Genomic DNA, 21,864 nt, shown 5'->3' on the forward strand with positions numbered 1-21,864 from the left:
GCGCACGCCTACCATGGCAGTCGTGCCCGCCGCCCATCCCGACCACCTCGCCCGAGGCGCGGGCCGCTATGCGCCGAGCCCCTCGGGCGACTTGCACCTGGGCAACCTGCGCACGGCGCTGCTGGCCTGGCTGTTCGCGAGATCGACCGGGCGGCGGTTCCTGCTGCGGATCGATGACCTCGATCGGGTGCGTCCGGGCGCGGAGGAACGCCAGCTCGCCGACCTGAAGGCCATCGGCCTGGACTGGGACGGCCCGGTGGTGCGCCAGTCCGAGCGGCTGTCGCACTACGACGCCGCCATCGAGCGACTCACCGCCGCCGGCCTGACCTACGAGTGTTATTGCACCCGAAGGGAAGTCCAGCAGGCCGCGACCGCCCCACACGGACCGATGGGCGCGTATCCGGGTATCTGCCGCACGCTGAGCGCCGAGGGCCGCGCGCGGCGCCGCGCCGAGGGCAGGCCCGCCGCGCTGCGCCTGCGCGCCACGGCCGCCGAGTTCGAGATCGTCGACGACCTGCACGGCCGCTATCGGGGACCGGTCGACGACGTGGTGCTGCGCCGCGGCGACGGCACGCCCGCGTACAACCTCACGGTGGTGGTCGACGACGCCGAGCAGGGCATCGACCAAGTGGTGCGCGGTGACGACCTGCTGCCCTCCACTCCGCGCCAGGCCTATCTGGCGAGCCTGCTCGAATTGCCTGCCCCGCGCTACGCGCATGTGCCGCTTGTGCTCAACGAGAACGGTCAGCGGCTGGCCAAACGCGACGGCGCGGTGACCCTCGCCGACCGACTCGCCCTCGGCAACACGCCCGAGCAGGTAGTGAGCTTGCTCGCGGACTCGCTCGGCTACGCCGCGAGCACCCCGTCGCAGCTCCTCGAACATTTCGATCCGGCCCGACTGCCGCGGGAACCCTGGATCCTGGCCACCGACGGGTTGTTGCAACCCAGTGGGTGTCCGTAACGTACCGAATCGACCACTGATCAATCGATCACCACGAGGACACAGCATGACGAGCGGTGGGTACGACCCCAACCAGAATCCCCAGGGCGGGTACGGCCAGCCGTACCCGCAAGGACAGCCGCAGTACGGCCAGCAGCCCCAATACGGGCAGCAGCAGCCGCAATACGGGCAGGACCCCTACGGGCAGCAGCAGCCACAGCAGTACGGCCAGCAGCAGCCGCAGTACGGTCAGCAGCCCCAGTACGGCCAGGACCCCTACGGCCAGCAGCCGCAGCAGCAGTACGGCCAGCAGCCGCAGTACAACCAGGATCCGTACGGCCAGCCGCAGTACGCGCAGCAGCAGGGCTACGGGGCCGGCGGTTTCGGCGGCGCGCAGCCCGGTGAACTGTGGCCGCGCTTCGCCGCGCGCCTGATCGACAGCCTCATCGCGGGTATCCCGGCGGGCATCATCACCCTCTTCCTGGGGGCGGCGATCGGCGGCGGCTTCGTCGCCAACATCGTCACCACCGCGGTGTCCGGCATCTTGGTACTGGGCTACTTCGTGGGCATGGAGACCACGCAGGGCGCGACACTCGGCAAGAAGATCCTCGGCCTGCGAGTGGTCGCACCCGGCGGCGCGGCAAAGATCGACCCGGTGACCTCGCTCAAGCGCAACGTCTTCCTCGCGGCGAACGCGGTCTACTGCCTGGGCAACCTGGTCGCGTTCGGTCTCGGCATCTACATCGCCGTCACCATCGAGCAGGACCCGAACAAGCAGGGCTGGCACGACAAGTTCGCGGGCGGCACCCAGGTCGTCAAGGGCTGATTCACCCGAACAAGCATCGAGGGGCGCTCCCGGAAACGGGAGCGCCCCTCGGTCGTTCGTGCAAGAGCCGGGGTCGCTTTCGCGACGAATCGCCTCGGCTCAGACCCCGGCGACGATGCCGATGATGTTGAGCACCCAATACAGAATGCCGAGCACGATGCCGCCCACACCGACCCATACGCCGGCCTGAGCCATGCCCTTGCCTTCGTAATTACCGGACTGCTTCATCTGATTCAGCGCGACGACGCCGAGCACCAAGCCGATGATGCTGGGCAGCAGGAAGCAGCAGGACGCGACGCCCGCGATGGAGACGATCATCGCGGCGATGGCCAGACCGTTGGACCCCTGCCCCTGCGGCGCGCCGTACGGCTGGTAGCCCTGTGGGTAACCGTAATTCGGCTGCTGCGGATAGGGCGCAGGCCCCGACTGGTACGGCGACCCGGCCGCGGGCTGCTGATAGTTCGGGTACTGCGGCTGCTGCGGGTACTGCGGCTGCGAGGGCGGCGGCTGCTGCGGGTACTGCGGAGCGGAGGGGTACCCGGACGGTTCGGAGTTCGGATACTGCGGCACCGAGCCCTGGGCGCCCGAGTCCGGCGACACGCCTTGGCCGCCGTACTGCTTCCACCACTCGTCGGAGGAGTCGCCAGGATTCGTCATGAGTACAGCGTAATAGGCGCGACCGGACACGGTCCGCCCGAATACGCGGCGAATGGGATGTACACGCAAGAGGCGCAGCCGGACTCGGCTCCGGTTCGGTACGCACGGGCGGCCGCGAAGCGACGGTGCAGGCGAGAAGAGAGCACCCGCCGAGGGCGACCGGCCCACGCGAGCCGGGCCGACCTGGGAAGATGATGCCCGTGAGTGATGTGCACAAAACCGAAGAACACGAAGAGTCTGGACGCCCCGCGCCGGACCACGCGGCATTTGCCCAGGTCGCGCGGGGGTACTACACACCGATCGTCGCGCTGTTCACCGCGACGCTGATCATCTCGAATATCTGCGCCACCAAGGGCGTCGAATTCTTCCGCGACGAATCGGTGACGGTGGGACCGTTCCAGATCCTGCCGATCGTCACCGACGGCGCGTTCTTCCTCTTTCCCCTGGCCTACATCCTCGGCGACGTGCTGAGCGAGGTCTACGGCTTCCGCGCCACCCGGCGCGCCATCTACTACGGCTTCGGCGCCCTGGTGCTGACCGTGCTGTGCTTCGCCGTCGTGCTGCGCCTGCCCGCCGCGGGCTTCTACGAGAACCAGGAGGCGCTGCGCTCCATCATCGGTCCGGTGCCGCGGCTCGTGATCGCAGGTCTCGCCGGATACCTCGTCGGCCAGCTGCTGAATTCCGCGACGCTGGTGCTGATCAAGGAACGCACCAAGGAGAAGTACCTGTGGGCCAGGCTGATCGGCTCCACCGTGGTCGGCGAATTCGCCGACACCCTGATCTTCTGCTCGATCGCCGCGGCGGCCATCGGCATCGAAACCTGGCAGCAGTTCGTGAATTACGTGATCGTCGGCTTCCTGTGGAAGACGCTGGTCGAGGTGCTCGTCATGCCGATCACGTACCGGGTGATCGCGCTGCTGAAGAAGCACGAACCCGCTTACGCGCCACTCTCGGTCGACCCGCTACACGCTTAGTACGCGGCCCGGAGCGGTCCGTCCTCGGCGGCGGTATGCCTCGAGGGCGGGCCGGGACCAAAGCATGCGCTGGGCGTCAGGGCGTGCGAATGCGCCCCTGCCAGCGGCCCAGCGTCTCGGCCTTGAACTCGTCGAAGCGGCCGTCCTCGATGCTGGCGCGAATGCGGTCGACCAGCCGAATGGTGAAGCGCTCGTTGTGAATCGTGCACAGCGTGGCGGCCAGCATCTCCTTGGCCTTGAAGAGATGGTGGAGGTAGGCGCGGGTGTAGTGCGCGCAGGTGTAGCAGTCGCAGGTCTCGTCGATCGGGGTGAAATCGCGGCGGAACCGGCTGGTGTTGATGTTGAAACGGCCCTCGTCGACGTAGATGGCGGCATTGCGGGCGACGCGCGACGGGTTCACGCAGTCGAAGGTGTCCGCGCCGTTCTCCACCGCGACGAAGACGTCCTCCGGCTCGCTGATGCCCAGCATGTGCCTCGGCTTGTCCTGCGGCAATTCGTCGCAACACCAGCCGACGATGGCGCCGAGATTGTGCTTCTCCAGCGCGCCGCCGATGCCGTAACCGTCGAAACCCGTTCCGCCCGTGCCGCGGATCGCTTCCAGCTCCCGGCATGCCTTGCGGCGCAGGTCTTCGTACTGCGCGCCCTGGATGACGGCGAACAGCGCCTGGTAGGGGCGGTGCGTGCGCGCGGCGGTCAGCCGCTCGTGCTCGTCGATGCAGCGCTGCGCCCAGTCGTGCGTGCGCTGCAGCGACTTCTCTTGGTATCCACGGGTGTTCAGCAACGTGGTGAGCTCGTCGAAGGCGAACATGATGTCCGCGCCGAGCTGATGCTGGATGCCCATCGAGACTTCCGGGGTGAACCGGTGCTTGGAGCCGTCCAGGTGCGAGCGGAATGTGACACCGTCGTCGTCGACGGTGGCCAAGCGCTCTTTGCCCGCGGCGATCACGTCGTCGCTGCGCACGTCGACGGACTCCATGGCGAGCACCTTCTTGAACCCGACGCCCAGTGACATCACCTGGAAGCCGCCGCTGTCGGTGAAGGTGGGCCCCGGCCAGTTCATGAACGCGCCGAGCCCGCCCGCCTCGTCGACGATGTCGGCGCCCGGTTGCAGATAGAGGTGGTACGCATTGGCCAGCAGCGCCTGCGCGCCCAGCTCGCTCATGGTCTCCGGTAGCACCGCCTTGACCGTCGCCTTCGTGCCGACGGGGATGAACGCGGGCGTCGCGATCGCGCCGTGCGGCGTCTGGATGACGCCCGTGCGACCGTGCCGTCCGTCCAGCCGGGCGCCGACGGTGAAGGAGAACGATTCCGGAGCTGACACGCCCCTCATCCTCTCAGGCGTCCCTGCACGGTCCACGCCGCCCGCCGGATCCCCGCCCGCGCCGAACCCCGAGGATCACCGCCGTGATGACAAAATCCTCTTTAGAGTTCAACTCTAGTGAACACTTCTAGATATAAACTCCAGCCATGAGCGCCGCCAAGGGGATGAACAAACGGGCCCTCAAAGCCCAGGAGACACGGCAGCGGATCCTCACCGCGGCGGGTGAGCTGTTCGTCGAACAGGGCTATGGCGCGAGCAACCTGCAAGAGGTCGCCGCGCGGGCAGGCGTGGCGGTGCAGACCATCTACTTCGTGTTCGGCAACAAGCGCACCCTGCTCAAGGAGCTGGTCGACGTCACGATCGCGGGCGACGACGAACCGGTGGCAACCATGGAACGGGAGTGGTTCCGCGCCGCGATGCAGACCGGCACCGCGCCGGAGCACCTGCGCGCGCACATCGCGGGCACCCGCCCGGTGCTCGAACGCATCGCGCCGATCCACAAGGTGATCGAGACTGCGGCGGCGACCGACCCGGAAGTCGCGGCGATGTGGCCCGCCGACCGCGCGGATCCGCGCTACACCGTGCAGCTGCGCACCGCCACCGCGCTGATGACCAAACCCGGTGCGCGCCAGGACGTCTCGGCCGAGGACGCCGCAGACCTGCTCTACGGCCTGCTCAGCACCGAACTGTTCCTGCTGCTGGTCCGCGGCAGGGGCTGGTCGGCGCAGCGCTGGGAGGACTGGGTCTATCAGACCTTGCTCCCCCAGCTCTGCGCCTGAATCAGGCCTCGGCCGCCGCGGCCGCGAACTGGGCGCTGTACAGCCGGTAGTACGCCCCGCGCTCCTCGAGCAGCCGCTCGTGCGTGCCGTGCTCGACGATCCGCCCCGCCTCCATGACGACGATCAGATCGGCGTCGCGAATGGTGGAAAGCCGGTGCGCGATGACGAAACTCGTCCGGTCCTTGCGCAGCGCCGCGGTGGCGTGCTGGACCAGCACTTCGGTGCGGGTGTCCACCGAGCTGGTCGCCTCGTCCAGGATCAGGATCGACGGCTTGGCCAGGAACGCGCGGGCGATGGTGATCAACTGCTTCTCACCCGCGCTGACGCCCGAGCCCTCCTCGTCGATGATCGTGTCGTAGCCCTCGGGCAGCGCGTGCACGAAACGGTCGACGTAGGCGGCGCGGGCCGCGGCGAGGATCTCCGCTTCGCTCGCGTTCGGATTGCCGTAGGCGATGTTCTCGCGAATGGTGCCGCGGAACAGCCAGGTGTCCTGCAGCACCATGCCGATGCGTGAACGCAGGTGGTCGCGGGTGATCTCGGTGATGTCGACACCGTCGATGGTGATGGTGCCCGCGTCCAGCTCGTAGAAGCGCATGAGCAGGTTCACCAGCGTGGTCTTGCCCGCGCCGGTCGGGCCGACGATCGCCACCACGTGTCCGGGCTCGGCGACCAGCGAGAGCCGCTCGATGACCGGCTTCTCCGGGTCGTACCGGAACGAGACGGCCTCGAACTCGACCCGGCCGCGATCCACCGGTCGCACGTTCTCCATGACCGGATCGGGGCTCTGCTCCTCGGCGTCGAGGATCTCGAATATCCGCTCGGCCGAGGCCACGCCGGACTGCAGCAGGTTCGCCATCGCGCCGATCTGGGTCAACGGCTGACTGAACTGCCTGGAGTACTGGATGAACGCCTGCACCTCGCCGAGCGAGAGGTGGCCCGTCGCCACCCGCAGACCGCCGACCAGCGCCACCAGCACGAAGTTCACGTTTCCGAGGAACATGATCGCGGGCATGATCAGGCCCGAGATGAACTGCGCCTTGAAGCTGGATTCGTAGAGCGCCTGGTTGCGCTCGTCGAACTCCCGGCCCACCTCGCGGCCGCGGCCGAACGCGGTGACCACCTCGTGGCCGGTGTAGGCCTCCTCGACCTGGGCGTTGACCAGGCCGGTGTACTTCCACTGATCCACGAAGTGCGGTTTGGATCGCTTGGCGATCTGCGCGGTGACGACGATCGCGCCGGGCACGGTGAGCAGCGCGATCAGCGCGAGCAACGGCGAGATCCAGAACATCATGATCAGGATGCCGATCACCGAGAACACCGACATGAGCAGCTGGCTCATGGTCTGCTGCAGGCTCTGGGAGACGTTGTCGACGTCGTTGGTGACCCGGCTCAGCACGTCGCCGCGCGGCTGGGAGTCGAAGTAGCGCAACGGCAGCCGGTGAATCTTGTCCTCGACCTCGGCGCGCAGCCGCTTCACCGTCCGGTTGATGACGATGTTGAGCAGGAAAGCCTGGAGCCAGCCGAACACCGAGGCGCCGATGTAGAGCGCGAGCACGACCATCAGCAACCGGCCCACCGCACCGAAATCCACGCCGACGCCGGGGACGACGTTCATGGCGTTGAGCATGTCGGCCAGGGTGTCGTTGCCGCTGTCACGCAGCCGCTCGACGGCCTGCTCCTTGGACAGACCGCGCATCGCCTCGAGGTTCTTGCCGACAACGCCGTCGAAGACCAGGTTGGTCGCCTTGCCGAGCAGGTACGGGCCGAGGGTGTTGAGCACCACCGAGACGACCGCGAGGCCGACGATGCACCCGACGTAGAACCGTTCGGGCGCCAGCCTGCGCAGCAGCCGCTTCAGCGACGGGCCGAACGATTTCGCCTTCGTGTCCGGCGATCCCGGACTGGGAGCTCCCGGCCTCATCGCGCCTCCTCCACACTCAGCTGAGACGCCACGATTTCCTGATACTCGGAGCAATCGCGCAGCAGTTGTTCATGGGTGCCGATGCCCGCCATCACACCGTCTTCGAGCACCACGATCTGGTCGGCGTCGCGGATGGTGGCGATGCGCTGCGCCACGATGATCACCGAGGCGTTCCTGGTCTCCGGCTTCAGCGCCTCGCGCAGCCTGGCGTCGGTGGCGACGTCGAGCGCGGAGAACGAATCGTCGAACAGATAGATGCGCGGCTTGCGCACCAGCGCCCGCGCGATGGCCAGGCGCTGGCGCTGGCCGCCGGAGACCGTGGTGCCGCCCTGCGCCACCGGCGACTCCAAACCCTGCGGCATCTCCCGCACGAAATCGGCGGCCTGCGCGATCTCCAGGCAGCGCCAGAGTTCCTCGTCGGTGGCGTCCGGGTTGCCGTAGCGCAGGTTGCTCGCGACCGTGCCGGAGAACAGATACGCCTTCTGCGGCACCAGCCCGATCTGCTCGCGCAGCACTTCCAGGTCGATGTGGCGGACGTCGGTGCCGCCCACGTACACCGCGCCGTCGGTGACGTCGATCAGCCGCGGGATCAGGTTGAGCAGCGTGGTCTTGCCGGAGCCGGTGGAACCGACGATGGCCGTCGTGGTGCCCGGCTCCACTTGGAACCGGATGGCGCGCAGCACCGGCTTCTCCGCGCCGGGGAACGCGAACTCGCAGAACTGGAGGTCGACCGTCGCCGGATCGCCCTTGAACGGCTGCGGCAAGCGCGGCGGCAGCACCGAGGACTCGGTGGCGAGCACCTCGCCGATCCGGTCGGCCGACACCGCCGCGCGCGGCGCCATCATGGCGAGGAACGACGCCATCATGACCGCCATCAGGATCTGCATGATGTAGGACAGCAACGCGGTGAGCGAGCCGATCTGCATCTCGCCGGAGTCGATCAGGTGCCCGCCGAACCAGATCACCGCCACCGCCGTGACGTTGCTGATCAGCATGACCGCCGGGAACATCAGCGCCATCAGCCTGCCGACGCGCAACGAGGCTTCGGTGAGCTCGGTGTTGGCGACGCCGAAGCGCCAGGTCTCCTGCCGTTCCCTGACGAACGCGCGCACCACCCGGATACCGGTGATCTGCTCGCGCAGCACCCGGTTGACCACGTCGATTCGCTCCTGCATGTCGCGGAAGCCCGGCACCATCCTGGCCACCACGAACCCCATCGACAGCGCGAGCACTGGCACCGCGATCAGCAGCAGCCAGGACAGGCTCAGGTCTTCGCGCACCGCCATGACGATGCCGCCGACGCACATGATCGGCGCCATCACCAGGATGGTCGCCGACATCACGATGAGCAGCTGCACCTGCTGAATGTCGTTGGTGTTGCGGGTGATCAGCGAGGGTGCGCCGAACATGCCGACCTCGCGTGCGGAGAACGTGCCGACCCGGTGCACCAGCGCGCCGCGCAGATCGCGGCCCGCGCCCATGGCGGCCTGCGCGCCGAGATAGACCGAGAATGCCGACGCGACGATCTGCACGCCGGTGACCGCGAGCATCCACAGACCCGTGGTCCAGATGTAGCCGATATCACCCTTGGTGACGCCGTTGTCGATCAGATCGGCGTTCAGGCTCGGCAGGTAGAGCATCGCGATGACCGAAACCAGCTGGAGCGCAACGACCCCCGCCAGTTGTGCGCGGTAGGGGTACAGATGGGTCCTGAGCAGTCTGATCAACATGATGCTTGGCAGGCTACCGGCAACGGGTTACAGCCGTCGCGGAGATTTTCGCAGAGCGGAATCCCAGCTCAGCGCCGCGCCCAGGCGCCGGGATCGCCGGTGAGCGCCTCGACGAACTCGGGCAAACGGTCGGCGTCGATATCACCGATGGTCACGTTCTCCAGCACCGCGCGGATGTTCACCCGCAGCGCGATCCACACCCGCTGCAACGGTTCGGCCGCACCCGGATACTTCACGTCCTCGGGCCGCTGCCCGCGCACCGAGGCGAGCGGGCCCTCGATCGCGCGGATCACGTCGGCGATGGAGATCTCGGAGGCGGGCCTGGCCAGCGAGTAGCCGCCGTCGGGGCCGCGCCTGCTCACGACGAGCTCGGCGCGGCGCAGCTCCCCCAGCACGGTTTCGAGCACCTTCGGCGGAATCCGTTGCGCGGTCGCGATGGAGTCGGCCTTGATCTTGGCCGCCGGGGTGGCCATGGCGATCTCCAGCAGGGTCCGCACCGCGTAATCGACCTTCGCGGTGATGTGCACGGCTACTCCCAGGCGTGTTCGACGACGCGCTCGAATCTACGCGGCGCCGCAGGCGGTCAGCACAGAGGTGGCCGAGTCCAGCAGCGTGGATTCCAGCAGCGAGTCGTCGGCGCCGGGCACCAGTTCCTTCGACATCAGCGCCACGCCGAGCACCTCGAGCGCGGCGCAGGCGCGCACCCGCGCCTCGTCGGTGGGATTCGGGCCCGCCAGCCACTCGCGCAGCACCCGGTTGGAATCCATCAGGTCCGGGTATCGGTCGGCCATCGCGTTGACGATCGCCACCGCGTCGCGCACGCAGAGCGCGCCCGCGTCGCGGTGCCGGATGAGCCCGCGCAAGTAGGCGCGCAGCACCGCGCGCACACCTTCGGCGTCGTGCGGGACCGCGTCGATGTCCTCGACGACCGAGCGCAGATGGTCGATGATCGGGTCGATGATCGCCAATAGCAGATCGAGCTTCGAGGGGTAGTGATAGTAGAGAGAGGCCTTTGTGATTCCCACCGCATCTGCGACTTCACGAAGGCTCGTCTGCTCGAATCCCTTGGCGCCGAATAGCTTCACCGCCGCATCTCGAATCGCGATTTTGGTGCCGCTACCTGCGATAACGCTGTCGGGTGCGTCCGGTCCGGCCATTGGATGATCCTCTCATCAATCCTGCGCAGGGCTAAGGGTGCCGCCAAAAATGAGGTTGTACCTCCGCTTACCCGCTCGGTAGTCTACCTACCGCACGGTAGGCAGGAAGCGTCAGTGGAGGCGGGGACAGCAGGGAGCCCCGCGAGAGTGCTGTCTACACGCCACGATCCAGCACGTCCCAGTCATCGCTAGGAGTTCCCCGGTGTCCGTTTACCTCTATAGATTCGGAAAGTTCGCTTTCCGCCGGAAATGGATAGTGCTTCCGGTCTGGCTTGTTCTGTTCGTGCTCCTCGGTGGTCTGGGCGCGCAGCTCAGCAAACCGATGAGCAACGACTTCAGCATGCCCGAGCTGCCCTCCGCCCGAGCCAACGACATTCTCGACAAGCACTTCCCGGGTGCGTCCGAGGCGTTCAAATTCGATGCCGTCACCGGAACTTACGTCATCGGCGCCCCCGAGGGGCAGAAGCTGACCGATCCCGCGAACCGTGCGGCGGTCGAGGCGTTCATCGCCAAGCTCGGCGAGCTCGACATCGTCGACCACGAGAAGCCGATCGCGAACCCGGTCGACGCCGCCGAGGAGATGGGCTGCCTGGCCAACCCGGATCCCTCGCAGTGCAGCGGCGCACCGCTCAACGTGCTGAGCAAGGACGCCCCGAACTCCGTCGCGGTCATCAGCGTGCCGTTCAGCATCGCGAAGTTCACCGACGTCACCGAAGAGAACCGCAAGGCGGCCTACGACGTGGGGGCCGACGCCAGGAACTCCGGGCTCGAGGTCGAGGTGAGCGGTTCCATCGCTCAGACCCAGGAGCAGCCGAGCGGTACCGCCGAGCTGATCGGCATGGGCGTCGCGCTGGTCGTGATGATCGTGGCCTTCGGCGCCATCGTGGCGGCCTTCGTGCCGATCGTCACCGCGATCATCGGCCTCGGCGCGGCCACCTCGGTCATCATGCTCGGCACCTCGGTCATCGAGGTCCCCAGCTTCACCACGTTCCTCGCCTCGATGATCGGCATCGCGCTCTCGATCGACTACGCGCTGTTCATCGTCTCGCGCTACAAGCACGAACTCGCGGTTCAGGATTCGCCGGAAGAGGCGGCGGGCACCGCGCTCGGCACCGCCGGTTCCGCGGTGGTGTTCGCCGGTCTGACCGTGATCATCGCCCTGGCCGGGCTCAGCATCGTCGGCGTCGAGTTCCTGACCTTCATGGGTCTGGGCGGCGCGATCGCGGCCGGCTTCGCGGTCATCACCGCGACCACGCTGATGCCCGCGCTGCTCGGCGCGTTCGGCCGGTTCCTGTTCAAGCCCAAGCTCCCGCTGGTCGCCAAGCACGACCCGGAGAACGACGCCATCGTCACCAACGGCATGCGCTTCGGCCGCCTGATCGGCAAGGCCCCGTGGGCCGCGCTGATCCTGTCCATCGTGGCGCTCGGCGCGCTCGCCGCCCCCGCGGCCGGACTGAACCTCGGCCTGCCCGGCGAGGACAGCATGCCCAAGACCTCCACCGTGCGTAAGGCCTACGAACTGCGCACCGAAGGCTTCGGCGAAGGCAGCAACGGCGTGCTCAACGTCGCGGTCGACCTGAGCAACGTCGCGCCCGAGAAGCGGGACGAGGCGGTCAACGCCCTGCGCGAACGGCTCGCGTCCTACGACAACATGGACTACGTCACCGAGCCGCAGTTCAGCGGCGAGGACAAGTCGGGCGCGCTGCTCGACGGCGTGCCGAAGTCGGGCCCGAACAACCAGGACACCAAGGACCTGGTGCGCGACGCCCGCGAAGCCGAAGCAGGCCTGAAGGCCGAGTACGGCATCGAGTACGGCATCACCGGCACCACCGCCATCTACGCCGACGTCGACCACGTGCTGCTCAGCAAGATCGCGCCGTACCTGGCCATCGTGGCGGGCGCCGCGTTCATCCTGCTGATCCTGGTGTTCCGCTCGATCCTGGTGCCGCTGACCGCGGCGCTCGGCTTCCTGCTCTCCATGGCAGCGACCTTCGGCGCGACCGTGCTGATCTTCCAGGAGGGCAGGCTCGGCCTGATCGACGATCCGCAGCCGATCGTCAGCTTCCTGCCGATCATGCTCATCGGCCTCGTCTTCGGTCTCGCCATGGACTACCAGGTGTTCCTGGTGACCCGCATGCGCGAGGAATACGTGCACGGCAAGTCGCCCAAGGAAGCGGTGGTCGCCGGCTACCACCACGGCGCGCGCGTGGTGACCTCCGCCGCGATCATCATGATCTCGGTGTTCGCCTCCTTCATCATGGAGACGGACGTGACCGCGAAGACCTTCGGTTTCGCGCTGGCGGCCGGTGTCCTGTTCGACGCCTTCATCGTCCGCATGGTCCTGATCCCGGCGCTGCTGGTGATCATGGGCAAGTGGTCCTGGTGGATGCCGAAGTGGCTGGACCGGATCGTGCCCGATATCGATGTCGAGGGCACCAAGCTGCGCGAGCTGCAGCAGAAGGCCGTCGAGCTGAAGAAGGAACCGGTCACCGTGAGCTGATCGGATTCCGACGGCCGTCGGCCCCGCACCCAGTCCAGGGTGCGGGGCCGACGTGTTTCCGCGGGTTCTTGATCTCGTGCCCAGTTCGCAGCAGACTCGGGTTGTTCGACTCTTTGCTCGGTAGACCGCCTGCGCATCGGCGCGGCGACGGCCCAATCCGGCTCGACCCGATCAGCGCGAGGAGAACCTGTTGTCCGTGTACCTGTACCGGTGGGGCAAGTTCGCTTTCCGCCGCAAGTGGATAGTGCTACCGGTCTGGCTCGTCCTCTTCCTGCTGCTCGGTGCGCTCGGCACGCAGTTGAAGGAGCCGATGACCGACGACTTCAGCCTGCCGAATCTGCCGTCGGAGCGGGCGACGGAAATCCTCGACAAGCACTTCCCCGGCATGTCCGCGGCATTCGAGTTCGACGCCGTCACCGGCACGTACGTGATCGGCGCACCCCTAGGGCAGAAGCTCACCGACCCGGCCAACCACGAGGCGATCGTGGCGCTGATCGGCAGCCTGGAACGTCTCGACATCGTCGACCACGCCAAGCCGCTCGCCGACCCGGTCGCCGCGGCCCAGCGGATGGGCTGCCTGGTGCCGGAGCCGGACGTCTCCGCCTGCAGCGGCGCCCCGCTGAACGTGCTCAACAAGATCGAGCCCGACACCGTCGCGGTCATCAGCGTGCCGTTCACCATCAAGGACTTCGCCGGCATCACCGCCGCGAATCGCAAGGCGGCCTACGACGTCGCCGACGCCGCACGCAACGCCGGGCTGACCGTCGACCTCAGCGGCACCATCGCGATCGAGCAGCAGGTCCCGAGCGGCAAGTCGGAGATGATCGGCATGGGCGTCGCGCTGATCGTGATGATCGTGGCCTTCGGCGCCATCGTGGCCGCCTTCGTGCCGATCGTCACCGCGATCGTCGGCCTCGGCGCGGCCACCTCGCTGATCCTCCTCGGCACCTCGGTCCTGTCCATCCCCAGCTTCACCACGTTCCTCGCCTCGATGATCGGCATCGCGCTCTCCATCGACTACGCGCTGTTCATCGTGTCCAGGTACAAACACGAACTGGCCGTGCGGGATTCGCCGGAAGAAGCGGCGGGCACCGCGATGGGCACGGCCGGTTCCGCGGTGGTGTTCGCCGGTCTGACCGTCATCATCGCGCTGGTCGGGCTCAGCATCGTCGGCGTCAGGTTCCTGACCTTCATGGGTCTGGGCGGCGCGATCGCGGCGGCCTTCGCGGTGCTGGTCGCGCTGACGCTGATGCCCGCGCTGCTCGGCGCGCTCGGGCGGTTCCTGTTCAAGCCCGAGCTGCCGCTCGTCGCCGAGCACGACCCCGAGGACGACACCATCGTCACCAACGGCATGCGCGTCGCCCGGCTGATCGGCCGCGTCCCGGCCCTCACGCTGGCGCTCAGCATCATGGTGCTCGGCCTGCTCGCCGCTCCGGCGGCCGGTCTGAACCTCGGCCTGCCGGGCGAGGACAGCATGCCCAAGACCTCCACCGTGCGTAAGGCCTACGAACTGCGCACCGAAGGCTTCGGCGAAGGCAGCAACGGCGTGCTCAATGTCGCGGTCGACCTCACCGACGTGCCTGCGGATCGCCGGGCGGAAGCGTTGACCGCGCTGCGCGAGAAGCTGATCTCCTACGCCGACATGGACTACGTGACCGAGCCGACGCTGAGCCAGGACGGCAACGGCGCGATGCTCGACGGCGTGCCGAAATCGGGCCCGAACAACCAGTCCACCAAGGATCTGGTGCGCGACGCCCGCGAAGCCGAAGCGGGCCTCACCGCCGAGTACGGCATCCAGTACGGCATCACCGGCACCACCGCCATCTACGCCGACATCGACCACGTGCTGCTCAGCAAGATCGTGCCCTACATGGCGATCGTCGCGGGGGCGGCGTTCATCCTCCTGATCCTGGTGTTCCGCTCCATCCTGGTACCGCTGACCGGCGCGCTCGGCTTCCTGCTGTCCATGGCCGCCACGTTCGGCGCGACCGTGCTGATCTTCCAGGACGGCGAGCTCGGGCTCATCGACGATCCGCATCCGATCGTCAGCTTCCTGCCCATCATGCTGATCGGTCTCGTGTTCGGCCTGGCGATGGACTACCAGGTGTTCCTGGTGACGCGCATGCGCGAGGAGTACGTGCACGGCGCCTCGCCCAAGGACGCCATGGTCAACGGCTACCACCACGGCGCGCGCGTGGTCACCGCGGCGGCGATCATCATGATTTCGGTGTTCGGTTCGTTCCTGCTGGAATCCGACCCGACCGCCAAGTCCATGGGCTTCGCACTGGCGGCGGGCGTGCTGCTCGACGCCTTCCTTGTCCGGATGGTGCTGATCCCCTCGCTGCTGGTGCTGATGGGCGAGTGGGCGTGGTGGATGCCGAAGTGGCTGGACAAGATCGTGCCCGACATCGACGTGGAGGGCGCCCGGCTGCACGACCTGCGGGCCGAGGCGGCGGCCGCGCGGGAGTCGGTCACGGTCCGCGACTGACTCCCGCGCGGTCGAGTCGGCACCGCACCGGTCGGGTGCGAGGCCGGGTCCTTGGCGGGCGCAGATACGCCCGGCAACCGGTAGCCGACCGCCCGGCACTACCGGATTGCTACCGAGTCACTCACTCGGCCGCGGCATGGTGCAGTTCGACACTTTGGGGTTCAATCCCAGGTAGTTCAGCGGGCCGGAGGCCGCGGTCAGCGCGATCGTGCCGAATCCGGCACAGTTGATCGGCCCGCTGGTGAAGTACTGCCGCTGGCCTGCGGCGATCATGCCGATGGCCAACCACACCAGGAGCAGCAGACTGAACCACCGCATCCCGGATTCGCGCGCAGCCCGCCCGTGAGTCACTCGCTCGCGCATAGTCATCGCTTCCTTCCGCAACTCGCGCCAACTGGCGTAAGGGGGGTGATACCCCTATGCCCGCCAGTTACTCCCAGTGCCTTCGGCCACAATTCGGGCGACATTTCGCAACGGAGGAAGACGTGTGCGGCTACCGGGTAGTCAATATTCTTTTACTTTGCACACCTAGCTTTTTCGTTCGTGGTCGTTACCTCGGTCGAACCGATACCGTCGCGTACCTTTCCCTCACTTCCCACTCGAACACCCGTCGATCGGGTCCCCGTGCCGCTGCTGGTGCTCGGTGCGATGGTGTCCATCCATCTCGGCGCGGCCGTGGCCAAACAGCTGTTCGCGCTCGCGGGCGCGGACGTGGTCGCCTGCCTGCGCATCGTCGTCGCCGGTGTGATCGCGCTGCTGCTCTGGCGGCCCGCACTCCGGGTGCAGCGAAAGGCGCTGCCGGGTATCGCCGGACTCGGAATATCCATCGCCGCAATGAATCTCAGCTTCTACGCGGCGATCGAACGGATCCCGCTCGGCGTGGCGGTCACCATCGAATTCCTCGGCCCGCTCACCGTCGCCCTGCTCGGATCGCGCAAGTTGCGCGACGCACTGCTAGCGCTGCTGGCGGGATCTGGCGTGCTGCTGCTGATGGATTCCGGCGGGCCGATGTCGTGGACCGGCGTACTTTTCGCCCTCCTCGCGGGCGCCGGATGGGGCGCGTACATCGCCTGCGGCGCGGTGGTCGGGCGGCACACCGCGGGCCACGACGGGCTCGCGCTCGCCATGGCGTTCGGCGGCGTCCTGGTGCTGCCTTTCCTTGTGGCACAGGGCGGTTCGACGCTGCTGAACCCGGTGCTGCTGGCCGGTATCGCCATTGTCGCGGTGTGCTCGTCGCTGGTGCCGCACGCCATCGAACTGACCGCGCTGCGGCGCATCGAGGCGTCGGTGTTCGGGGTGTGGATGAGTTTGCAGCCTGCGGTCGCCGCGGTGGCCGGGCTTGTGCTGCTGGGTGAAGGTCTGCGCGCGGCGCAGTGGGGCGGCGTCGCGATGGTGGTCGTGGCCGCCGCGGGCTCGGCCTATTTCGCGGCCGGCCGCGGGTCAGGAGAAGCCGCGCACAAGACTGGGCACGCGATGGTCGACAACGCGCCGCAGGACCCGCCGCCGGGTACCGATAATGTCCGCGTCCGCCATCGGCCGGATGGTGGACTTCGACCGCGGCGTGACCGGTCAGGCTGCGCCGCGGAAGGTGCGGCGGTAGGCGTTCGGGGACGTGCCGAGCACCGAACGCATGTGCTGGCGCAGCGAATTGGCGGTACCGAAACCAGCGCGGTGGGCGACGAGATCGATGCCGAGATCGCTGTTCTCCAGCAGGTCGCGGGCCCGTTCCAGCCGCTGAGCGATCAGCCAGCGACCGGGTGTCGAACCCACCTCGTCGCGGAAACGGCGGGTGAAGGTGCGCACACTCATCCGCGCGTGCGCGGCCATCTCCTCGAGCGAGACCTGCACCGCGAGCCGATCCAGCAGCCAAGCGCGGGTCGCGGCGGTGGAAGCCGTCGTCGGTTCGGGCACCGGACGTTCGATGAACTGCGCTTGGCCGCCGTCGCGCCAGGGCGGGACGACGCAGCGGCGGGCGACCTGGTTGGCGATCGCGGTGCCGTGATCGCGGCGCACCAGGTAGAGGCATAGATCGACACCGGCGGCCGTGCCCGCGGAAGTGAGCACATCGCCGTTGTCCACGAAGAGCACATCCTCGTCGAGACGCACCAGGGGGTAGGCACGGCGGAACTCCTCCGACCGCATCCAGTGTGTGGTGGCCGGTCGGCCGTCCAGGACGCCCGCGGCGGCGAGCACATAGCTGCCGGTGCAGATGGAGACCAGCCTGGCGCCCGGCCTGATCCGTGCCAGCGCGGCGGCGAGGCGCGGCGGAAGCCGGCCGCCGAGGTGCAGGTCACCGAGGTCGCACGTGGGCGGGATGAGCACCGTGTCGGCCGTTTCGAGGGCTTCGGGTCCGTGCTCGATGGCCAGCGTGAGGCTCTCGTCGGACCGGACCGGCGCGCCGTCGACAGAGCAGAGGGTCACTCGGTAGAGCGGGGCACCCTCGGCGTCGAATGCTTGGCCGAATACCCGTGAGGGCATGCCCAATTCGAACAGCGGTACACCGTCGAGGGCGAGCACCACGATGCGGTGCGGTCGAGCTGCCATGGCCAGATCCTGTCACATATTGACTGTCCGGCCAGCACTGCGGGCCGCGACCGGGCGGCACTCTGGTCTCCGCTGACCGAACGACCAGACCGAAAGGACCGCACACATGCCGACCATGCTCGCCGTCACTGCCCGCGAATGGGGCGCGCCCGAGGTGCTCACCCCGATCGAGATCGAACGCCCCGAGCCGGGTCTGACCGAGATCCTGGTGCGTGTGCACGCCGCCGGGGTCAACCCGGTCGACTGGAAGACACGGGCCAGCGGAGCCTTCATCGCTTGGGGCGAAGTGCCGATCGTCGGCTGGGATGTCTCGGGAACCGTCGAGGCCGTCGGGCCCGGCGTCACCCTGTTCGAACCCGGCGACGAGGTTTTCGGCATGCCCGCCTTCCCGCGCCAGGCCGGCGCGTACGCGGAATTCGTCGTCGCGCCTTCACGTCAGTTCACGCGCAAGCCGGGCAACATCTCCCATATCGAGGCGGCGGCGCTGCCGCTGGCCGGTCTGACCGCGTGGCAGGCGCTGATCGACACCGCCGATCTGCGTGCGGGACAACGAGTTCTGATCCACGCCGCAGCGGGCGGCGTCGGACACTTCGCGGTCCAGATCGCCAAGGCGCGCGGCGCGTACGTCATCGGTACGGCGCGCGCGGACAACCACGAATTTCTGCGTGAAATCGGCGCGGACGAGGTGATCGACTACACCGCCGTCGATTTCGGCGCAGTGTTGCGCGAGATCGATATCGTGCTCGACAACGTCGGCGGCGACTACGGTGACCGTTCGCTTCCGGTGCTGCGGCGCGGCGGCCACCTCGTGACCCTGCCCGGTGCGGATGGCATGCCCGATGCGGCGGAGGCGGACGCGCGGGGTATCCGTATCAGCTGGCCGATAGTCGAACCGGATTCGGCGGGTCTCGCCGCCATCGCCGAACTCGTTGCGGCGGGCAAACTTCGAGCGGAGATCGACAGGGTGCTGCCGCTCACCGATGCCGCGAAGGCGCACGCCTACGGTGAGACGGGACGCACGCGCGGCAAGATCGTGCTCCAGGTGGCCGAGCCCGGCGTGTAGTGGTGGCCGCGGTCGTTGCGGTCGCGGCGCACCACCGGCCTCGCCGGTGCGGGACATGGCCGCGGCGGCGGGCTGAACCGAACGGCCCCGGCGGTCACGAAGACCGCCGGGGTCGCATTCCGTCACCCGGTGCGCAGGCCGCGCCGACTACGGACTTGGCTGCGGCACATTGCAATCCGCGATCTTCGGATTCACACCCATGTAGTTGAGCGGACCCGCGATCACAGTGACCGCAATCGTGCCGAAACCGGCACAGTTGACCGGGCCGCTGTCGAAGTAGTCCCGCTGATAGGCGGCGACCACCCCGATCAACAACCAGACCAGAACAATCACACTTCCGATTCTCATGTAACTCTCGCGCATCGTTCCCACGCGGACGGCTCGGCGGCGCATCAAGCGTCACATCCTTCCCGCTTCCATCTCTTCGGCGGATACCCAGAATTCCGCGTTCTACCGCGAGAACCGGACATATCGTCCGCGCCGGGTCCTGCGTCTCCGCGGCGTTGCAGCCATTCGGCGCTCTGATCTCGCCGACGGCTGGATCCTCGTCGTCGGGCTGTACATGCCTGACATCCGCCGATTCGCTCCCGTCCGCGCTGCTGGGCGGGGTTTCGTCGTCCGGCGGTGCCGACTACCGGATCGCTGTTGCGCCTGTCGGCACGTGCGGCACCGCGGCGCGCGGATCGAAGCCTCTGAACACGAGGCCGATAACGAAGCCAGCTGCTTCTTCCAGTTGTCTGGCACGGTCGAGCCCGCCGAGCACGGCGGCTTCCGCACCAGCATGGCGCACCAAGATCCCGGTGACGCGCAATGCATTTGGATCGTCGCCGCAAATCGCCACGGTCGCGGGAACGCCGCCCGGATCACTCCACTGCTCGGCAGGGAACAGGTGGAACGCCTTGACCACGTGCGCGCCCGGCGCGAGTTCGGCCACGCGTTGCGCACCCGACCCGCTGGGCGGCGTGGTCAGCACACCGACCCCGTGATCGACGGCATTGGTCGGGTCGATCAGCGTCGTCCCTTCCAGCGTCCCGGTCGAAGATTCGGCGCTGCGCAGAATGTCGGCCACGCCGTCCCATGCCACCGCGAGCAGCACCGCGTCGGCCTCGGCGACAGCCTCGCGCACCGTGGTCGCTCGCGCCCCGTTACCCAAGCGGTCGGCCAGTAGCTGAGCCTTGGCCTGCGATCGCCCGGCGACGGCGACGTCGTGTCCCGCTCGCGTCCAGCAGCCGCCCAGTGCGGCGGCCATCGTGCCCGTGCCCAGTATTCCGATCCGCATCATCGCTCCCATCCCGTATCCGTTCGGTCGACGGCTACGGTAGGGAAACCGATACGCACCGATCGGTGCGCAACAGGCGGGTGATCATCGCGGAAATGAGCGACTACGAGGGCCGCCGTGAGCTGGTCGCCGACTGCCGGGTGCGAGCGGCAACCGACCTGTTCGCCCACACCTGGGATCCGGTGGTACTGGCCGCGCTGCACGGCGCACCCCGCCGCCGCAGCGAACTACGCGCCGCCATCGGCGGAATCAGCGACAAAGCCCTCACCGAAGCCGTGCGCCGCCTGCTCGACCACGGCCTGATCGAGCGCCGCAGGTTCGCCCAGGCACCACCGCGCGTCGAATACGGCTTGACCGATTTGGGAGCGAGCCTGGTCGACGGCCCGATGAAAGCCATGGGCGAATGGATTCAGCACCACGGCGACGATCTACTCGCGGCACAGGACGATTCCGTCGAGGGCACGAAAAAGCCCCTCACTCGAATGATCAGGTGAGGGGCTGTGGCGGTGGCGTTCGAACCCTGATTGGAGGGCTATCACGACCGGCCGCTTCTACACCACGTGCAGCCGTACCGCTGGATCAAGAGCTTTCAAGTCGTCGGGGTCGGAGGTGAGCACCAGGGTTGCCCGCAGTGCCCGCGCCAGCACGATCACGTGAGCGTCCACCACGTCGGCGGTACCGGCGTCGGCGAGCAACTTCCCGACCGCATAGGCGTGCGCCTCGGTGAGGTCCACCGCGCGGACGGCGCGAGTCTTCAACAGCCGAGATACCGCGTGCTGCCGGGGACTATTGCGCCAGCATTGCGCGAGAACCGTTGCGGGAACGACGATGTCGTAGGTGGCGCGCTGGGCGTACTCGAGGGCGGCCACCGCTGCGGCGCGGCGCTTCTCCAGTCCGATCAGTGCGCCGGAGTCGAGGACGACGATCACGCGGCACCGCCGAGAGCGCCAGCAGCGGCGGCGTCCTCGGCGGCGGTGAATGCGGCAGCGGCCTCGGCGCGGTCGGCGTCGGTGACACCGGCCTCGGCGCCGAGCTCAGCGATGATCTCGGCGGCGGCGGCCCAATCCGGCTCGCGCTGCGCGAGCTGGGTGAAGTACGCCGACACCGAACCCGCCAGCCCGGCGGCCACCGCGCGGTTCGCCTTCTCGGCGATGTCGTCCGGAATGCTGATGGTGATCTTGGCCATGACGCCATTCTACTCGGCGGTATGACCGGGTCATACCGCCAGCGCCGAAGAAAAAGCCCCGCACCTGCGTGAGCAAGTGAGGGGCTTTGGCGGTGGCGGAGGGATTTGAACCCTCGGAGGGGGGTTACCCCTCACACGCTTTCGAGGCGTGCTCCTTAGGCCGCTCGGACACGCCACCGCCGACTAGGTTACCTGACCGGGTCCGGATCGATAAATCGCCTGGCGAAGCGGGGTGCGCGACTACTGGGCGCCTGTTCAGCGCTGGGTGCGGAAGAAGTCGTCGAGGAGGGCGGCGCATTCCGGCTCGAGGACGCCGCCGCGGACCTGCGGACGGTGATTGAGCCGACGGTCGCGCACCACGTCCCACAGCGAGCCGACGGCGCCGGTCTTCGGCTCCCACGCGCCGAACACCAGCCGCCCGACGCGCGCCAGGATGAGCGCGCCCGCGCACATCGTGCACGGCTCGAGGGTGACGGCCAGGGTCGCGCCTTCCAGCCGC

21 protein-coding genes, 1 tRNA gene and 1 pseudogene are annotated in these 21,864 nt (G+C 67.8%); 9 read left to right on the top strand and 14 right to left on the bottom strand.

Translation table 11 applies throughout. From position 1 onward, the window contains the following. Positions 1-13: 13 nt before the first annotated feature. Together gluQRS and NL1_RS23260 are read left to right on the top strand one after the other, a co-directional pair. Entirely contained in the window at positions 14-961 is a 948-nt protein-coding gene (gluQRS, locus tag NL1_RS23255) for a tRNA glutamyl-Q(34) synthetase GluQRS (RefSeq protein WP_067843088.1), read from the top strand. Positions 962-1,007: 46 nt separating this feature from the next. After that, entirely contained in the window at positions 1,008-1,766 is a 759-nt protein-coding gene (locus NL1_RS23260) for an RDD family protein (protein WP_067843091.1), read from the top strand. Positions 1,767-1,865: 99 nt separating this feature from the next. Here the strand turns inward: NL1_RS23260 and NL1_RS23265 are convergent, their stop codons facing one another. Further along, positions 1,866-2,423 (bottom strand): DUF4190 domain-containing protein, encoded by a 558-nt coding sequence (locus NL1_RS23265; protein ID WP_067843095.1) that lies wholly within the window; start codon positions 2,421-2,423, stop codon positions 1,866-1,868. 191 nt (positions 2,424-2,614) lie between these two features. On the opposite strand from NL1_RS23265, the gene NL1_RS23270 reads away from it, so the two are divergent. Continuing rightward, entirely contained in the window at positions 2,615-3,397 is a 783-nt protein-coding gene (locus tag NL1_RS23270; protein WP_067843098.1) for a queuosine precursor transporter, read from the top strand. Positions 3,398-3,473: 76 nt separating this feature from the next. On the opposite strand, the gene tgt is transcribed toward NL1_RS23270, so the two are convergent. Next, positions 3,474-4,727, bottom strand: a complete 1,254-nt coding sequence (gene tgt / locus NL1_RS23275) for a tRNA guanosine(34) transglycosylase Tgt (protein ID WP_067843102.1) — start codon at positions 4,725-4,727, stop codon at positions 3,474-3,476. A gap of 137 nt (positions 4,728-4,864) precedes the next feature. Between tgt and NL1_RS23280 the strand changes: the two genes are divergently transcribed. Then, complete coding sequence (locus NL1_RS23280; RefSeq protein ID WP_067843105.1) at positions 4,865-5,497, top strand: TetR/AcrR family transcriptional regulator; 633 nt, start codon at positions 4,865-4,867, stop codon at positions 5,495-5,497. 1 nt (position 5,498) lies between these two features. Here the strand turns inward: NL1_RS23280 and NL1_RS23285 are convergent, their stop codons facing one another. From NL1_RS23285 to NL1_RS23300, 4 genes are all read right to left on the bottom strand, one after another. Beyond that, positions 5,499-7,418: an ABC transporter ATP-binding protein gene (locus NL1_RS23285; RefSeq protein WP_067843108.1), complete on the bottom strand. Its 1,920-nt coding sequence runs from the start codon at positions 7,416-7,418 to the stop codon at positions 5,499-5,501. Beyond that, the gene (locus NL1_RS23290; RefSeq protein ID WP_067843111.1) at positions 7,415-9,148 is read right to left on the bottom strand and encodes an ABC transporter ATP-binding protein; all 1,734 of its coding nucleotides are present in this window, start codon (positions 9,146-9,148) and stop codon (positions 7,415-7,417) included. Before NL1_RS23290 ends, NL1_RS23285 begins: the two co-directional genes overlap by 4 nt. A gap of 68 nt (positions 9,149-9,216) precedes the next feature. Beyond that, positions 9,217-9,675 carry an RrF2 family transcriptional regulator gene (locus tag NL1_RS23295; RefSeq protein WP_067843114.1) on the bottom strand — a complete coding sequence of 153 codons (459 nt, stop codon included), beginning with the start codon at positions 9,673-9,675 and terminating at the stop codon, positions 9,217-9,219. Positions 9,676-9,711: 36 nt separating this feature from the next. Beyond that, a complete protein-coding gene (locus NL1_RS23300; RefSeq protein WP_067843115.1) occupies positions 9,712-10,305 on the bottom strand; it encodes a TetR/AcrR family transcriptional regulator in 594 nt (197 codons plus the stop codon). A 202-nt stretch (positions 10,306-10,507) separates the two neighbouring features. Between NL1_RS23300 and NL1_RS23305 the strand changes: the two genes are divergently transcribed. Further along, positions 10,508-12,805: an MMPL family transporter gene (locus NL1_RS23305; protein WP_067843118.1), complete on the top strand. Its 2,298-nt coding sequence runs from the start codon at positions 10,508-10,510 to the stop codon at positions 12,803-12,805. 190 nt (positions 12,806-12,995) lie between these two features. Then, positions 12,996-15,293 (top strand): MMPL family transporter, encoded by a 2,298-nt coding sequence (locus tag NL1_RS23310; RefSeq protein ID WP_067843121.1) that lies wholly within the window; start codon positions 12,996-12,998, stop codon positions 15,291-15,293. 117 nt (positions 15,294-15,410) lie between these two features. Here the strand turns inward: NL1_RS23310 and NL1_RS23315 are convergent, their stop codons facing one another. Then, entirely contained in the window at positions 15,411-15,656 is a 246-nt protein-coding gene (locus NL1_RS23315) for a hypothetical protein (protein ID WP_245673484.1), read from the bottom strand. A gap of 645 nt (positions 15,657-16,301) precedes the next feature. Between NL1_RS23315 and NL1_RS39650 the strand changes: the two are divergent. After that, positions 16,302-16,694 (top strand): annotated as a pseudogene (locus tag NL1_RS39650) (EamA family transporter); the annotation flags it as partial. 168 nt (positions 16,695-16,862) lie between these two features. On the opposite strand, the gene NL1_RS36785 reads toward NL1_RS39650, so the two are convergent. Next, a complete protein-coding gene (locus tag NL1_RS36785) occupies positions 16,863-17,837 on the bottom strand; it encodes a GlxA family transcriptional regulator (protein ID WP_084510884.1) in 975 nt (324 codons plus the stop codon). Positions 17,838-17,943: 106 nt separating this feature from the next. Here NL1_RS36785 and NL1_RS23330 point away from each other — a divergent pair, with 106 nt between their 5' ends. Then, positions 17,944-18,900 (top strand): NADP-dependent oxidoreductase, encoded by a 957-nt coding sequence (locus NL1_RS23330; protein ID WP_307623583.1) that lies wholly within the window; start codon positions 17,944-17,946, stop codon positions 18,898-18,900. Between the two features lie 147 nt (positions 18,901-19,047). On the opposite strand, the gene NL1_RS23335 is transcribed toward NL1_RS23330, so the two are convergent. Continuing rightward, on the bottom strand, positions 19,048-19,248 hold the full coding sequence (locus NL1_RS23335) for a hypothetical protein (RefSeq protein ID WP_067843131.1): 201 nt from the start codon (positions 19,246-19,248) through the stop codon (positions 19,048-19,050). A gap of 283 nt (positions 19,249-19,531) precedes the next feature. After that, a complete protein-coding gene (locus NL1_RS23340) occupies positions 19,532-20,191 on the bottom strand; it encodes an NADPH-dependent F420 reductase (protein WP_218024477.1) in 660 nt (219 codons plus the stop codon). An 83-nt stretch (positions 20,192-20,274) separates the two neighbouring features. On the opposite strand from NL1_RS23340, the gene NL1_RS23345 reads away from it, so the two are divergent. After that, complete coding sequence (locus NL1_RS23345) at positions 20,275-20,673, top strand: winged helix-turn-helix transcriptional regulator (RefSeq protein WP_174553457.1); 399 nt, start codon at positions 20,275-20,277, stop codon at positions 20,671-20,673. 57 nt (positions 20,674-20,730) lie between these two features. Here the strand turns inward: NL1_RS23345 and NL1_RS23350 are convergent, their stop codons facing one another. The 4 genes from NL1_RS23350 to NL1_RS23365 form a co-directional block, all read right to left on the bottom strand. Next, entirely contained in the window at positions 20,731-21,108 is a 378-nt protein-coding gene (locus NL1_RS23350) for a PIN domain-containing protein (protein ID WP_067843137.1), read from the bottom strand. Further along, positions 21,105-21,365: a hypothetical protein gene (locus NL1_RS23355; RefSeq protein WP_067843140.1), complete on the bottom strand. Its 261-nt coding sequence runs from the start codon at positions 21,363-21,365 to the stop codon at positions 21,105-21,107. The genes NL1_RS23350 and NL1_RS23355 overlap by 4 nt, the downstream gene beginning before the upstream one ends. 87 nt (positions 21,366-21,452) lie before the next feature. Further along, a tRNA-Ser gene (locus NL1_RS23360) sits at positions 21,453-21,543 on the bottom strand. A gap of 77 nt (positions 21,544-21,620) precedes the next feature. Continuing rightward, positions 21,621-21,864: nucleoside deaminase (locus NL1_RS23365; protein WP_162272761.1), on the bottom strand; the 244-nt coding region annotated here is incomplete at its 5' end.

This window comes from Nocardia lijiangensis NBRC 108240 (assembly GCF_001613045.1).
Taxonomy (GTDB): Bacteria; Actinomycetota; Actinomycetes; order Mycobacteriales; family Mycobacteriaceae; genus Nocardia; species Nocardia lijiangensis.